This window comes from Alkalihalophilus pseudofirmus OF4, from assembly GCF_000005825.2.
In the GTDB taxonomy this organism is placed as follows: domain Bacteria; phylum Bacillota; class Bacilli; order Bacillales; family Bacillaceae_D; genus Alkalihalophilus; species Alkalihalophilus pseudofirmus.
The window spans coordinates 792,123-806,536 of the sequence record NC_013791.2 but is presented as its reverse complement, the minus strand read 5'-3'; the positions used below and the strand labels follow the sequence as shown (position 1 = coordinate 806,536).

Here is a 14,414-nt window from a genome sequence, read left to right as displayed (position 1 = left end):
CAGAGAAAAAGGGAAAATACCATTTAGGCATTTTCCCACTTTTTAATCACTCGATCAATCGTACCTCCACCTAAACATACATCACCTTCATAGAAAACGACGGCTTGTCCCGGTGTAATTGCACGCTCTGGCTCATCAAATTTCACGAGCGCGCCTCCGTCTTCCTGCGGTATAACCGTCACGCCTTGATCATCTTGGCGATAGCGGAATTTAGCTGTACAACGGAATTCACTAGTTGGTTTTGTTGGTGAGATCCAATTCAAATGAACGGCTTCTAGTCCCTCTGAATATAAACCTTGGTTATGAAACCCTTGGCCAACAATCAATACGTTGCGTTCTAAGTCTTTATCAATAACAAACCACGGCTCGCCAGCTCCGCCAATGCCAAGACCTTGACGCTGCCCTAATGTATAGTACATTAATCCGTCATGCTGACCCTTTACTTCACCATCAACGGTTTGCATTTCACCAGGCTGTGCAGGCAAAAATCCACTTAGAAATTCTTTGAAATTACGTTCTCCGATAAAGCAAATTCCAGTGCTGTCTTTTTTCTTAGCCGTAGCAAGATCCGCAGCTAACGCCTTCTCACGCACTTCCTTTTTAGGAATGTGACCAATTGGAAACATCGTTTTTGATAACTGCTGCTGTGAGAGGGCATTTAAGAAATAGGTTTGATCTTTATTGCTGTCAACACCACGCAGCAATTGGAACTCTCCGTCTACTTCTTCCACACGTGCATAATGACCGGTTGCCACATAATCAGCACCAAGTGCCATCGCATGGTTTAAAAACGCTTTGAACTTGATTTCTTTATTACACATGACATCTGGGTTAGGCGTACGCCCCGCTTTATATTCCTCGAGGAAATACGTAAATACCTTATCCCAATATTGTTTTTCAAAATTAACTGCATAATAAGGAATGCCGATTTGATTACATACACGAATCACATCTTCATAGTCCTCAGTAGCTGTACAAAAGCCGCTTTCATCAGTATCATCCCAGTTTTTCATGAATATCCCGATGACATCATAGCCTTGTTCTTTTAAAACGAGGGCGGTTACAGATGAATCTACGCCACCTGACATCCCTACTACGACCTTTGTATCTTCAGGTCTTTTTTTCATCATTTCCACCACCTAATGCTCCTAGCTGATAAACTGCTGCTGTTCTTGGAGTCTTTTAACAATTTTTGCAATCTCTTTTGCCGCATGTTCAATTTCTTCTTCAGTATTGGTGATACCAAAACTAAATCTAACAGCCGAAAAGATGCGCTCTTTCCCCTCATTACCGTACATCGCTTCTAGAACATGTGAAGGCTCAAGTGAACCTGCCGTACATGCTGAACCGCTTGATGCTGCGATATTAGCCATATCAAGTGCGACAAGCAGCGCTTCGACTTGAACACCCGGAAAACTTATATTTAATACATGAGGAAGGCGCTCGACCGGATCCCCATTTAATCCAAAATTGATGTCCATCTTAGTAAATGTATCAAAAAAGATCCGGGAATAGCCAAGATAACGCTCACGTTTTTCATTGGCAGTTTCAACAGCAATTTCCATTGCTTTCTTAAACCCAACAATAGCTGCTACATTTTCCGTACCCGCTCTTCGCTTACGCTCCTGCTCTCCCCCAAATAACAGAGGTCTTGCTGTGATACCTTTTTTCATATATAAAAGGCCGATTCCTTTAGGGCCGTTAATTTTGTGAGCGGACAATGAAAGCATATCTACAGGCAGCTCTGCTAGGTTTATATCCACTGTACCCAAAGCTTGAACGGCATCTGTATGAAAGGCTGCTTGATGCTCCCTCACTATCTCGCCAATCTCTTTAATAGGCTGAATCGTTCCTACTTCATTATTCCCATACATAATCGTTATAAGGATCGTATCATCGCGCAGCGCTTTACGAACGTCTTCAACACTGACTCTTCCGATTTCATCCACCGGTAAATAGGTAACCTCAAAGCCTCTCTGTTCTAGTTCGGCGCAAGCATGTCCTACTGCATGATGCTCAATTTGCGTGGTAATTATATGCTTGCCTTTTGACTCATTTTCTAATGCGTAACCTATGACCGCTAAATTATCTGCTTCAGTACCCCCGCTAGTAATAATTAATTGATTAGGGGACGTATGAAGGCATTCTGCAAGTTTTGCTCTTGCCTCATCAACTGCCTGACGAGCTGCGCGTCCAATATGATGGATGCTAGACGGGTTGCCAAACTGCTCATAAAAATACGGCAACATCGCATCAACTACCCTCGGGTCCATTGGCGATGTTGCAGCATGGTCAAGATAGATGGAATCCATCATTGATCACCTTCTTTATTTATTAAATGTAGAACATATAATATTCTTGTTTGCCTTTATCTTCAAATTTCGCTAAATCATCTAATGTTGTATTATCAAGTACATCTTTTACCGCATCACGAATTTTAATCCATAAGTCACGCTTTGCAGGCTCTTCATCATCCATTACTTCCACTGGACTGATCGGTCCTTCAAGTACACGGATAATATCTCCCGCTGTAATCTCATTTGCATCCTTTGCAAGCATATAACCGCCATAAGCACCGCGTACACTCTTTACAAGCATCGCATTTCTAAGAGGTGCAATCAGCTGCTCTAAATAATGTTCAGATAGTTTATATTCTTTTGCGATTGATTTTAATGAAACTGGACCTTCACCTGACTTTTTAGCTAACGCCATCATGATGGTGAGTCCGTAACGTCCCTTGGTTGAAATTTTCATTTTTCGACCCTCTTTCTATCAAAATATCGACCATTCGCTGACATTGGGGCATCGTAAAGCCTACGACCGAACCAATCCCAAAGCAAAATAATAACGTTCCTATAAAGACCGGACCTCCTAGAAGCCACCCTGCAGTCAATACAATGACCTCCATCGAACTACGCACCCATTGAACTTTCCATCCTGTGCGCAGTGTCAGAGCAAGCATTAAGCTGTCTCGTGGTCCGGCTCCAAGCTTAGGTGCAATATATAAGCCAATTCCGTATCCAATGACAATAATTCCTAGTAATAGCATAGCCAATTTCAAAGCAAATCCTTCAGGGGCCGGCAAGATCCATAGAAAGATATCAATAAACACCCCGACTAATACCATATTAATAAATGCGCCAAGCTGCGGCCATTCTTTTGTTAAAAAGCTTGTTGCACCAATAATAAGAAAACCCATGATAATAGACCATGAGCCTACTGTAAGTCCTAGCTGCAGGGTGAGACCGATATGCAATACATCCCACGGCGCACTCCCTAAGTCTGCCTTAATCATCATCGATATTCCAAACGACATGATGACGAGGCCAACCATAAACACTGCCCAGCGAACAAATAACTTGCTCGGTTTTCTTCTATTCTCAACTCCGCTCAAAGGTTACCCCTTCTCTCCTGCTAATTCTTTGTCATTATAGCATGAATTCCATTTATTTTGGCGTCTAAATCACTGTCGTACCCATTCACTCCCTTGGTGTATTCTAAGTATGCTGGATCATTGGCTTTTCCCCTCTATTGGGCTACACTATAGGTGAATGCTTGTTTATTGGAGATGATCGGATGAAAAAGGAACCACTCGCATATCGTATGCGTCCAAAGAAAATTGAAGACATTATTGGCCAGAGCCACTTAGTAGGCGACGGCAAGCTCCTGCGCCGGATGGTCGATGTCGGTCAACTTTCATCGATGATCTTATATGGTCCTCCTGGTGTAGGTAAAACTTCTATAGCAACAGCCATCGCAGGAAGTACCGACACTCCTTTCAAATTGTTAAACGCTGTGGTCCACAATAAGAAAGACATGGAAATTGCTGTTGCCGAAGCAAAAATGCATGGGCAGCTCATCGTTATTCTCGATGAAGTACATCGGTTAGATAAAGCAAAACAAGATTTCTTGCTGCCGCATTTAGAAAAAGGACTTATCATTTTAATTGGAGCTACTACGGCTAATCCTTATCACTCTATTAACCCAGCAATCCGCAGCCGTTGTCAAATATTTGAACTTGAATCCCTTACTCCTGATGATATAAAGACTGCTCTAATTCGTGCGATTCAAAATCCGGAGTCGGGATTTGGCAAAGAGCAGATTGAGATGGAAGAGGATGCCATCAGCCATCTTGCTCATATGTGCGGTGGCGATGTCCGCTCAGCTTTAAACGCCCTAGAGCTTGCTGTTAAATCAACGTTTGCAACGGAGGACGGAATTAAACATATCTCACTTGAAACCGCCGAATCATGCATTCAAAAGAAGAGCTTTCATCATGATAAAGATGGCGATGCTCATTATGACGTATTATCTGCCTTCCAGAAATCAATCCGTGGAAGTGATGTAAATGCTGGGCTTCATTACTTAGCCCGTCTGCTTGAAGCAGGTGATTTAACAAGTATAGCAAGAAGGCTTCTTGTAATTTCCTATGAAGATATTGGGCTAGCAAACCCACAAGCTGGAGTGAGAACATTAGCTGCGATAGAGTCAGCCGAACGCCTAGGAATGCCAGAAGCACGCATCCCTCTCTCAAACGCTGTGGTCGAGCTTTGCCTTTCTCCAAAATCTAATTCTGCATATAAAGCAATAGATGCGGCTATTGCAGATATTAGAGGAGGCGCCTCTGGAGATGTACCTAAACATTTGAAGGATGCTCATTATAAAGGAGCAAAAGCACTTGGGCGCGGTGTAGAATATCAGTACCCTCATGACTTTGATCACGGATGGGTTAAGCAGCAATACCTGCCGGACAAACTAAAAAAGGCCCGCTATTATGAACCTAAACGCACAGGGAAATTTGAACAAGCTCTTGCCGATATTTATGATAAATTAGATCAACGCTAAAAACTGGCGCCTTTGGCAGCCAGTTTTTTTAGCGGTACATTTTCAATTCATACAAAGGAAGTTGAATCATAAACGTGGTTCCCACACCTTCCTTGCTTGTCACAAGAAGCTTGCCGCCGATCTCTTCGACAATTCTAAATGAGGTCATCAGCCCGAGTCCGGTGCCTGTTTCCTTTGTAGTAAAAAACGGTGTACCAAGCTTTTCCATCGTTTGAGGATTCATCCCGATGCCCGTGTCCTCGACTTTTATTTCGATTATCTCTCGTTCTGTATTCTCATAAGCAGAAAGAGCTAGTGACCCGCTTCCATCGATCGCTTCTAATCCATTTTTCACTAAATTCATCACGACTTGGTGCAATTTACTGCGATCTAAATAAACGGTTGGCAGCGGTTCTACTTGCAGTCTCATTTTAATTCCTTGCTCGTTTGCTTCTGGTTCGTACAAAGTATGAATATCGGTTAACACCTCACCAATATTTGTTTCTGTTTTTGATGTGCCAGATTTAGGGTTAGCCATTTGCAGCAGTTCCCCAATAATGGAATTCACTCGATCAATCTCTTTGATCATGACATCATAATGAACTTTATGTTCATCTTTCGTCGCATCTGATTGATGGAAGATTTGCATAAAGCCTCTAATCGTCGTTAGCGGGTTGCGAATCTCATGTGCAAACCCAGCAGCCAGCTGGCCGACGAGCTGAAGCTTCTCAGAGCGAATTAACTCCTGCTCAATCTTGCGTTTATCTGTTATATCAATAAAGATCAGCAGAACATCTTCAAGTTCTTCTTCATTATTTAGTTTAGGCAGGGTTGAAACACTGGCAAAAAAGATTCGCTTTTGACCGCCTAAATAACACTCAAATTCATACTTTTTATTAAAGTCTTGATTCCTGAGAACATCTGAGAGCTTTGAACAATCAATAAACGTTTTAAACGCTCCGTTCTGCTCAATGACTTGATCGAGTGTTGCGCCCAAGGCTTGTTCTTTCGCTAATCCGAACAATTGCTCACATTGACGGTTAAACGTGGTCACCCGTTGACTGCTTTGTTGAAAAGCCAATACCCCGTTATCGGTTGTTTCTAAAATCAAAGTCGATTTACGATGGCTTTTCTCACGTTCAACCAACCGTCTTGTCATCATATTAAATGTGCGTGTGAGCGTATCCACTTCATGATAAGCATCGGGTGCTAAAGGGTACACTTTCTTGCCAAACGCAAAATCACTCGTTGCAAAGACAAGTTTTTGCAATGGTTTCACGATATAAGAGGATAACTTTATGACCCCTATGGATGTAATAAGCACGACACACCCAAACAATACGAGGTACTTTAAAATGAGTTCTTTAATAGGCGAATTCATTCGTTCGTTTGGAACAGAAATACTAAGGTACCATTCATTATCAAAACCAGGTGCTTTTGCGATTCTAGAAAACGTTTGAATCATGTCATTGCTTTTGCTGTGAAATAAGTTACGATTTTGAACCAGTCCATCAAACATGTCACTCGTTAAATCATTTTGCTCCAAATAATTGTATGAGAGAATTAGATTTTCATTTGGATGAGCAATAATGTCACCTCGTCCGTTCACCAAAAAAGCATATCCTTCAAGGCCGTGGCTTTTTTGCTGCTTGCTGTAATGAGCCAAACGCTCCCATAAAGCATTCACATCAAAGATGGCCGAAACGACTCCCAAAGCTTCACCATCTTCACCCTTCACCACACTCGCTAAAACGATAGCTGGCTGGTGAATAACATCGGAATAAAAAATATCAGAGAAATAAATACCGTTTTGATTGGTCGCCTGTTGATACCATAATCTGTCTGTGACATCTGTTCCGACAATCGTATTATCTAAATCGACACTGACTACACCTTCTGGATTTACAAATAAGGCTCCATAATAGATAGAATGTGCACTAACAAAAATACGTAGCTCTTCTCTAATCTCTTCTCTTGTTGCAGTCGAATCTCTCAGGATTGTATTATTTGCTAGAATCGTTACATCTGCCATTCGTTCATTGACGATCTCTTCTATTGATATAGCTAAATTATCAGCCATTGTATACATTGTTTGTTGAAGCTGTTGATTGGTTTCTATTTTTTGCGATTGAAAAGTGATGTACCCTACAAATAATAAGGGAAGCAACGTCGCAAATAGGAAAAAGAACAATAGTTTTGCTCGTAAAGTTTTTAACATGGAATACTCCTCGAATAATGTCGAAATGTAAGAATAAATTTTTCTTCTATATCTTACACGTTTACACCATATAAAAAAAGGTTCTTTCATACTTTTTCATAATGATTAGGCTTACAATTTCAACAAAAAGAAGGAAATGGAGTAAATTTTCTATGTGCCTTGTATAAACAATCTTCTTTCTGACCATAGTAGCTAGTAACAAAAACTATCTATGGATTAGGAGTTGAAAAGAATGAAAGTTAGACAGGATGCTTGGTCCCACGAAGATGATGTATTACTTGCTGAAACCGTATTAAAACATATTCGTGAAGGCAGCACGCAGCTGCAAGCCTTCGAAGAGGTAGGAGATGAATTAAATCGCACCTCTGCAGCATGTGGTTTTAGGTGGAATGCTGTTGTAAGGCAGCGATTTATTAAGCAAATTGCTGAGGCAAAAAAAGAAAGAAAGCAGAGAAAACGTGCAATGTCTTTCTCCTATTACACTCAGCGCAAGCCTTTATGGGCACCACCAGCCGCACAACCTTTAATGAATGCAGTATCTTCATATAATCCAGAGCAGCCTGCATCTAGTTCTTCGCTGTCACTCGATGCGGTTATTCAATACTTACAGACATTATCCGACCAAACAAACTCCAAAGAGGTGGAGGAGGAAAACCAAGCTCTTATTAAAACCAATCTTGAGCTGATCAACCGTAATCGTGAATTAGAAATCGAAATCCAAAAGCTTAAACAAGACAGTTCAATCATTGAAGAAGATTACCAATCTCTTATTCAAATTATGAACCGTGCAAGAAGAATGGCGATCTTAGAGGATGAAGAGTCTTTATCAAATGCTTCGTTTAAAATGGACAAAAACGGTAACTTAGAGAAGTTAGCAAAATAATTCACAAAAAATGGCATCCACAAGCGGACGCCATTTTTTTATTAACGATTAATTTCTATTCCATCAAGTAATTTCGTAATTACATGACCTGCCATAATCAATCCAGCTACAGATGGAACAAAAGCATTTGAGGATGGAGGCATTTTTGCTTTTCGAATTGGGCCCTCCTCAGCTTTTTGTGGAACAATTTCTTTTCTGATATCTTCACGAATCTTAATCGGCTGTTCATCAGAAAACACAACTTCAATTCCTTTATGAATCCCGTCTTTACGAAGCTTCGTACGAATGACCTTAGCAATAGGATCATAGCTTGTCTTTGAAATATCAGCAATACGAAGGCGGGTCGGGTCCATCTTATTAGCAGCACCCATACTAGAGATGATCGGTATTTTACGCTCTAAACATTGTTTCATTAAATGAATCTTATAAGAAATGGTATCACTTGCATCAATAACATAATCAAGACCATAACTAAAAAACTGTTCATATGTCTCTTCTGTATAGAACATTTTAAGAGCAATGACTTCACAATCAGGGTTAATATCTGCAATTCTTTCTTTCATAAGCTCTACTTTCTCACGGCCGACAGTGGAGAGAAGAGCATGAATTTGGCGGTTCACGTTCGTAATATCCACATCATCTTTATCTACAAGAACTAAACGTCCGACTCCAGAGCGTGCAAGCGCCTCAGCTGAAAATGAACCCACTCCTCCAATTCCTAGAACAGCTACTGTACTATTTTTTAATTGATCAAGACCATCATGACCAATGGCTAATTCATTTCGTGAAAACTGATGTAACATGGATTGTTTCTCCTTCCAAGAGTAAGGTGTACGTATTATATAGTATACCCTTTTAGTACCATACTAAAAAGCTATCTATTATCGGATTTGAATATATCACAGCCTGCAAAAAAAGTCTAAGGCGTTTTCACAGCGAAAAAAGCTGATTTGCTCTTATGAACAATTCAGCTTTTTTCCGAGTTATGTAGGATAAGAATCCCAGCTATGCCGTATTTGACTTACGTTTTGAACCTGCTCTCACAGGTGGGTGCCTAGTGTTCATTCTCTTACGTCCTTGACGTAGAAGGCATGTAATCCAACAAACAACTTATTGCTCCCTTTTCAAAAGTGTTGGCTCAAAACAATCAGTTTTTACGAACAATGTAGGACTCTTATCTTGTTGACTATAATATACCATGACAGAAAACGACATGCAAGTATTTTATCTAAATTTTCTGTTATTTATTTTTTTGTTCTTTTTTATGAGGTATGGTACGGTATGAATAAACCTATTTAGGAGGCTCCATCTATCCATGAAAAAAGCACTTGCCACTCAGCGCTGTATTGAAATCAGTCAGGAAATCGGCTGGACAGAAAAGCGCATTGTTGAAACATCATATGATATGTTCCTGTTTGAAGATAAACTAACCGTGAAAGATGATCATTACCCGATCCAATCTATTTTTGATATTTCTTACCGTAAAAAGCCAGAAAAAGATGCCATGGGCTTTTTGTATCTCCATACAAACCGCGGAGTTCGAACGTATTATATTAAAGAGGAACCCATTGCGTTGATTAATGCGTACCGTCAATTAATTCAACCATAAGCTCTTACGTTATACTAATTTGTTAGCTTACTTTCACTTCGTTCGCACTTGTGATTCTTTGAATATTTCCATACAGCTGATAAACCGGCTGGCTCAACTCATATACAGCAGCATTTTTAACAATCCATGCCTCACCTTCTGAATGCGGGATGGATTCAACGATTTCAACACTATATGCTTCAGCCCAGTGCAGACATTCCCCGTAACTTGCTTGATTGACAAATACTATTGAATAGCTGCTCTCTTCTTTTGCTTCATGTTGCTCTTCTGCCACCACACGATCACCATCATAACGACTATGAAGAATAAAATCTTCTACCATACTATTCGCTGTAGCAGCCCCTCCAGCTCCTGGGCCGGCAAACGATAGTTGATCAATATCTTCCCCGTAAAGGACAACAGCATTTACGACCCCGTTGATAGATGCTAGAAGTTCATCACCAGCAACAAAGGCAGGGGACACAATACCTCTCACTTCTCCATCTTCTAGCTTTGCATCACCAATTAGTTTCACCTGACAGCCAAGTTCATTTGCTACCTCTACATGCCAATTTTCAATCTCACTTACCCCGTAACGAGTAATCTGTTCCGTGTCACCCCATTTACCAAAACAGAGTCTGCTTAAAATGATCAATTTATACCACGCGTCATAGCTTTCAATATCATCAGTTGGATCACTTTCTGCATAGCCTAGCTGCTGAGCCTCAAGCAGCACATCAGCAAAGCTTCTCTCTTTTTGAATCATTTCCGTTAACATATAGTTTGTTGTTCCATTTAAAATGCCTCGAACTCGATCAATCGAAGTTGTGCTAAGGGTGGCACGCAGCGCATTTATAATAGGAATAGCACCCGCAACAGCCGCCTCATATCCATAAAAGGTGCCGCCAGCTTGTGCACAAGCTTCAAGGTCTTCCCCTCTTGATGCGATCAATTTCTTGTTCGCTGAAATAACCGGAATCCCTTGAGTAAGAAAATGTTTCGTATATGAATACGCTGGTTCAATACCTCCGATCGCTTCAAAGACAATATCATAGGAGTGATGATTTTTAAATTCATCCCAATCAGTAGTCACAAAACCTTCCTCTAAAGAAGCCCGATCTTTTTGACGATCTTTAACTAAAATCGCTTCAATTGCAAATGACTCCCCTAATTGACGTTCAATCGTTTCTCTCGTTCTATGAAAGCGGTCATACACTCCCTTACCAACTGTTCCAAAACCAAGTATTCCTATTTTAAGCATGTGCCTCTCTCCTCGTCTCATCTAAACTTGTATAATCATGAATGCAAAAAAACCTTTCCAAAAGGAAAGGTTTTCACTGCCTTCCCTTATCTTTCAGAATGAATTCATTCTGCTGAACGTAGCACCTTTGTTTGTATAGGCATACAAACCGGTTGCCGGGTTTCATCGGGTCAGTCCCTCCACCACTCTTGATAAGGATGAGATCTCCATCTCATACTGTTTCGAATTTTCTATTGAGTCTGATTATACGCATCTCAAATGAAACAGTCAATCATTTTTTCACTTATATTTTCTCTCTGTATTATTTTAAATGCTGCTCTCGTTCCTCAGGTTGTAAATAGACTTAAAAAAGAGACTGCCCAATGATCTAGGCAGTCTCTTAGAATGCTTTATACTTCGACCTTATCCGTCTTATTACCGATGATGGATAAATTAAGGTCAATTAACTGATCAAGACTTACTTCGCTTGGTGCATTAGTTAATAAGCAGCTTGCACTTGCTGTTTTAGGGAACGCAATCGTATCACGTAAGTTTGTACGCCCTGCTAGAAGCATGATTAGACGGTCAAGTCCAAGAGCGATTCCCCCGTGCGGTGGTGTACCATATTCAAATGCTTCAAGTAAGAAGCCGAATTGTTCTTTTGCTTCTTCTTCTGAGAACCCTAGCGCTCTAAACATATGCTCTTGAATTTCACGCTCATAAATACGCTGTGAACCGCCGCCAAGTTCATAACCATTTAATACAAGGTCATAAGCCTCGGCACGAACAGATGCAGGATCTGTAGCAAGCAGGTCACGATCTGCTTTCTTAGGACTTGTGAACGGGTGGTGAAGAGCGACATAACGCTTTGCATCCTCATCATATTCAACGAGCGGGAAGTCAACAACCCATAAGAAATTAAATGCATCTTTATCAATTAAGTCGAACTCTTTACCGAACTTCAGACGAAGTGCACCAAGGCTGTCAAAGACAACTTGCGCTTTGTCTGCTGCAAAGAATAATAAATCGCCTTCTTCCCCATTCATCGCACTTAGAAGGTTCTCTGCATGTTCCCCTTCAAAGAATTTAGCAATCGGGCCTTTTAAGCCATCTGCTTCAACCTTCAGCCAAGCAAGACCTTTTGCACCATACGGCTTAACAAATTCAGTTAACGCGTCAATTTCCTTACGAGACATTTTACTTGCCCCGCCTTTAAGATTTAAGCCTTTCACAATACCGCCGCCGTTAATCGCACTTGTAAATACTTTAAAGCTTGAGTCACGGACTACATCTGAGAGCTCAATTAACTCCATTTCAAACCGTGTATCCGGCTTATCAGAGCCATAACGGTTCATTGCTTCATCATACGTCAGACGAGGCATTGGAAGGGAAACTTCTACACCTTTTGTTTCCTTTAAAACTTTTGCCATCATTTTCTCTGTCATTGAAAGAAGGTCTTCTTTATCCATAAAAGAAGTCTCAATATCAATTTGGGTGAATTCTGGCTGACGGTCTGCACGTAGATCTTCATCACGGAAACAGCGAACCACTTGGTAGTAACGTTCAAAACCAGACACCATTAAAAGCTGCTTGAAGATTTGCGGCGACTGCGGAAGAGCATAAAATTCACCATGGTGCACGCGGCTTGGAACAAGATAGTCACGAGCTCCTTCAGGTGTACTCTTTGTAAGCATTGGTGTTTCAATTTCAAGAAATGCTTCTTCGTCTAAGAAATTACGAATTAACTTTGTTGTTTTGTGGCGTAGTTTAAATGTTTCCTGCATATCAGGACGGCGTAAATCTAAGTAACGGTAACGCAGACGCACATCCTCTGATGCATCTGTATCAGCTTCGATTTGGAATGGAAGTGATTTTGAAGCATTGAGTACTTCTACTTTTGTTACATGAATTTCGATCGTCCCTGTCTCAATCTTGTCATTTACTGTACGCGCGTCACGCGCAACGACTGTACCTTCTACTTCAAGTACGTATTCATTACGAACACGTTCTGCTGTCTCAAGTGCTTCTTTATTAACCTCTGGGCTAAAAACAACTTGTACAATGCCTGAGCGGTCTCGCAAATCAAGGAAAATAACATTTCCTAAATCACGGCGCTTTTGCACCCACCCTTTTAATTGTACGGTCTCCCCTACATGTTCACTTCTTAACTCTCCACAATGATGCGTTCTACCTATCATCTTATTTGCCTCCCTCAACTTGCTCTTTCATGTATGTGATAAAAGTATCGAGTGCAACCTCGACCTGTTCGCCTGTTTCCATATTTTTCACATTAATTCGATTTTCATTAAGCTCATTATCACCAAGAATCGCTGTATAGCGTACGTTTAGGCGATCTGCAGCTTTAAACTGTGCCTTCATTTTTTTATCTAAGTAATCTTTGTCACAGCGAATCCCCGCTTGTCGTAACTGATACAAAAGCTCAACTGACTTCGCTTTGGCCGCATCACCAAGAGTAACAAGGAAACAATCAAGCTGATTACCAAAATCAGGGACCTTCCCTTGTGCCTTTAACGCCATGATCAATCGTTCAATACTGAAGGCAAAGCCGATTCCTGGTGTTTCTGGGCCGCCAAACTCTTGTACAAGGCCATTGTATCTTCCGCCGCCGCATAATGTTGTAATGGCTCCGAATCCTTCTCCTTCAGCCATTACTTCAAAAGCAGTATGATTATAGTAATCCAAACCGCGCACTAATGTTGGATCTACTACGTAAGGCAGATTCATTTGATCAAGATGCTGCTTCACTTCTTTGAAATAAGCAGCAGACTCTTCTGTATAGTAGTCATGAATAGAAGGAGCTGTTTGCATTAATGGATGCTCACGGTCTTTTTTACAATCAAGAATACGCAATGGATTCTTCTCTAAGCGGTTTTGGCAATCTGAACAAAATTCACCGATGCTAGGCTTAAAGTGATTGATCAGTGCGTCTCTGTGAGCTTCACGGCTTTCTTTATCTCCTAAACTGTTTAACACAAGTTTGATATCTGTTAAGCCAAGCTCATAATAGATGCTCATCACTAATGCTAGAACTTCTGCATCGATGGCCGGATCTGCACTGCCTAACGCTTCTACTCCAAATTGTACGAACTGGCGCATGCGGCCTGCTTGCGGTCTTTCATAACGGAACATTGGACCAGTATAAAATAGTTTTGTCGGCTGACTCGCTTCTCCGTACAGTTTGTTCCCTACAAAAGAGCGCACAACTCCAGCTGTTCCTTCAGGACGAAGAGTCAAACTGCGCTCGCCGCGGTCAGTGAATGTGTACATTTCCTTTTGAACAATATCTGTTGTTTCCCCTACTCCACGCGCGAACACTTCAGTATGTTCAAAGATCGGAGTGCGAATTTCTTTGTAATTATAGCGGCTGCATATTTCTTTTGATTTTTGCTCGATATATTGCCAAATTTCAATTTCACCTGGTAATAAATCTTGCGTACCGCGTGGGATTTGCATACTCATTTTTGTTCCTCCTGCACGTATAAAAAGTCTTTTTTAAAACACAAAAAACTCCCGCCTCTGATGTATCTACATCAGGGACGAGAGTTATATACCCGTGGTGCCACCCTAATTGAAGCAAACTGAACTTGCTTCCACTTTTAAACAGTTAACGCCTGTTAACGTCATCTCCTACTGATCTACA

General features: G+C 41.0%; 12 protein-coding genes, 1 other RNA gene, 1 riboswitch and 1 other annotated feature (1 of these 15 only partly in view). Of the genes, 3 read left to right on the top strand and 10 right to left on the bottom strand.

The genetic code is table 11. The features are described from left to right. Positions 1-23: 23 nt before the first annotated feature. The 4 genes from mnmA to BPOF4_RS03985 are packed head-to-tail and all read right to left on the bottom strand — an operon-like array spanning position 24 to position 3,394. A complete protein-coding gene (gene mnmA, locus BPOF4_RS04000; RefSeq protein ID WP_012957785.1) occupies positions 24-1,127 on the bottom strand; it encodes a tRNA 2-thiouridine(34) synthase MnmA in 1,104 nt (367 codons plus the stop codon). A gap of 21 nt (positions 1,128-1,148) precedes the next feature. Continuing rightward, positions 1,149-2,312: a cysteine desulfurase family protein gene (locus tag BPOF4_RS03995; RefSeq protein WP_012957784.1), complete on the bottom strand. Its 1,164-nt coding sequence runs from the start codon at positions 2,310-2,312 to the stop codon at positions 1,149-1,151. A gap of 22 nt (positions 2,313-2,334) precedes the next feature. Beyond that, positions 2,335-2,754 (bottom strand): cysteine metabolism transcriptional regulator CymR, encoded by a 420-nt coding sequence (gene cymR / locus BPOF4_RS03990; protein ID WP_012957783.1) that lies wholly within the window; start codon positions 2,752-2,754, stop codon positions 2,335-2,337. After that, positions 2,699-3,394 carry a YczE/YyaS/YitT family protein gene (locus tag BPOF4_RS03985; protein ID WP_012957782.1) on the bottom strand — a complete coding sequence of 232 codons (696 nt, stop codon included), beginning with the start codon at positions 3,392-3,394 and terminating at the stop codon, positions 2,699-2,701. The genes cymR and BPOF4_RS03985 overlap by 56 nt, the downstream gene beginning before the upstream one ends. Positions 3,395-3,576: 182 nt before the next feature. Here BPOF4_RS03985 and BPOF4_RS03980 point away from each other — a divergent pair, with 182 nt between their 5' ends. After that, entirely contained in the window at positions 3,577-4,845 is a 1,269-nt protein-coding gene (locus tag BPOF4_RS03980; protein WP_012957781.1) for a replication-associated recombination protein A, read from the top strand. Positions 4,846-4,873: 28 nt separating this feature from the next. On the opposite strand, the gene BPOF4_RS03975 is transcribed toward BPOF4_RS03980, so the two are convergent. After that, the gene (locus BPOF4_RS03975; RefSeq protein WP_012957780.1) at positions 4,874-7,042 is read right to left on the bottom strand and encodes a sensor histidine kinase; all 2,169 of its coding nucleotides are present in this window, start codon (positions 7,040-7,042) and stop codon (positions 4,874-4,876) included. 232 nt (positions 7,043-7,274) lie between these two features. Between BPOF4_RS03975 and BPOF4_RS03970 the strand changes: the two genes are divergently transcribed. After that, positions 7,275-7,925, top strand: coding sequence for an RsfA family transcriptional regulator (locus BPOF4_RS03970; RefSeq protein ID WP_012957779.1), 651 nt, complete (start codon positions 7,275-7,277; stop codon positions 7,923-7,925). A 41-nt stretch (positions 7,926-7,966) separates the two neighbouring features. Here BPOF4_RS03970 and BPOF4_RS03965 read toward each other — a convergent pair whose 3' ends face one another. Together BPOF4_RS03965 and ssrS are read right to left on the bottom strand one after the other, a co-directional pair. Beyond that, positions 7,967-8,728 (bottom strand): tRNA threonylcarbamoyladenosine dehydratase, encoded by a 762-nt coding sequence (locus BPOF4_RS03965; protein ID WP_012957778.1) that lies wholly within the window; start codon positions 8,726-8,728, stop codon positions 7,967-7,969. 191 nt (positions 8,729-8,919) lie between these two features. Continuing rightward, positions 8,920-9,100: non-coding RNA, 6S RNA (gene ssrS, locus BPOF4_RS21545), on the bottom strand. Between the two features lie 140 nt (positions 9,101-9,240). On the opposite strand from ssrS, the gene BPOF4_RS03960 reads away from it, so the two are divergent. Further along, complete coding sequence (locus BPOF4_RS03960; RefSeq protein ID WP_012957777.1) at positions 9,241-9,534, top strand: hypothetical protein; 294 nt, start codon at positions 9,241-9,243, stop codon at positions 9,532-9,534. A 22-nt stretch (positions 9,535-9,556) separates the two neighbouring features. On the opposite strand, the gene BPOF4_RS03955 is transcribed toward BPOF4_RS03960, so the two are convergent. The 3 genes from BPOF4_RS03955 to hisS all read right to left on the bottom strand — a co-directional run bounded on the left by BPOF4_RS03955 (position 9,557) and on the right by hisS (position 14,233). Next, positions 9,557-10,774 (bottom strand): homoserine dehydrogenase, encoded by a 1,218-nt coding sequence (locus tag BPOF4_RS03955; protein ID WP_012957776.1) that lies wholly within the window; start codon positions 10,772-10,774, stop codon positions 9,557-9,559. A gap of 83 nt (positions 10,775-10,857) precedes the next feature. Continuing rightward, a riboswitch (SAM riboswitch) is annotated at positions 10,858-10,972 on the bottom strand. 191 nt (positions 10,973-11,163) lie between these two features. After that, a complete protein-coding gene (aspS, locus tag BPOF4_RS03950; RefSeq protein ID WP_012957775.1) occupies positions 11,164-12,951 on the bottom strand; it encodes an aspartate--tRNA ligase in 1,788 nt (595 codons plus the stop codon). A gap of 1 nt (position 12,952) precedes the next feature. Next, positions 12,953-14,233, bottom strand: coding sequence for a histidine--tRNA ligase (gene hisS, locus BPOF4_RS03945; protein ID WP_012957774.1), 1,281 nt, complete (start codon positions 14,231-14,233; stop codon positions 12,953-12,955). Positions 14,234-14,303: 70 nt separating this feature from the next. Further along, positions 14,304-14,414: a binding site (T-box leader), on the bottom strand (it continues 122 nt past the right edge of the window).

What these genes read in the sequence shown, in the direction of transcription:
- mnmA (WP_012957785.1), bottom strand. Translation starts at nt 1,127, where the DNA reads ATGAAAAAAAGACCTGAAGATACAAAGGTCGTAGTAGGGATGTCAGGT.
- BPOF4_RS03995 (WP_012957784.1), bottom strand. Translation starts at nt 2,312, where the DNA reads ATGGATTCCATCTATCTTGACCATGCTGCAACATCGCCAATGGACCCG.
- cymR (WP_012957783.1), bottom strand. Translation starts at nt 2,754, where the DNA reads ATGAAAATTTCAACCAAGGGACGTTACGGACTCACCATCATGATGGCG.
- BPOF4_RS03980 (WP_012957781.1), top strand. Translation starts at nt 3,577, where the DNA reads ATGAAAAAGGAACCACTCGCATATCGTATGCGTCCAAAGAAAATTGAA.
- BPOF4_RS03975 (WP_012957780.1), bottom strand. Translation starts at nt 7,042, where the DNA reads ATGTTAAAAACTTTACGAGCAAAACTATTGTTCTTTTTCCTATTTGCG.
- BPOF4_RS03970 (WP_012957779.1), top strand. Translation starts at nt 7,275, where the DNA reads ATGAAAGTTAGACAGGATGCTTGGTCCCACGAAGATGATGTATTACTT.
- BPOF4_RS03965 (WP_012957778.1), bottom strand. Translation starts at nt 8,728, where the DNA reads ATGTTACATCAGTTTTCACGAAATGAATTAGCCATTGGTCATGATGGT.
- BPOF4_RS03960 (WP_012957777.1), top strand. Translation starts at nt 9,241, where the DNA reads ATGAAAAAAGCACTTGCCACTCAGCGCTGTATTGAAATCAGTCAGGAA.
- BPOF4_RS03955 (WP_012957776.1), bottom strand. Translation starts at nt 10,774, where the DNA reads ATGCTTAAAATAGGAATACTTGGTTTTGGAACAGTTGGTAAGGGAGTG.
- aspS (WP_012957775.1), bottom strand. Translation starts at nt 12,951, where the DNA reads ATGATAGGTAGAACGCATCATTGTGGAGAGTTAAGAAGTGAACATGTA.
- hisS (WP_012957774.1), bottom strand. Translation starts at nt 14,233, where the DNA reads ATGAGTATGCAAATCCCACGCGGTACGCAAGATTTATTACCAGGTGAA.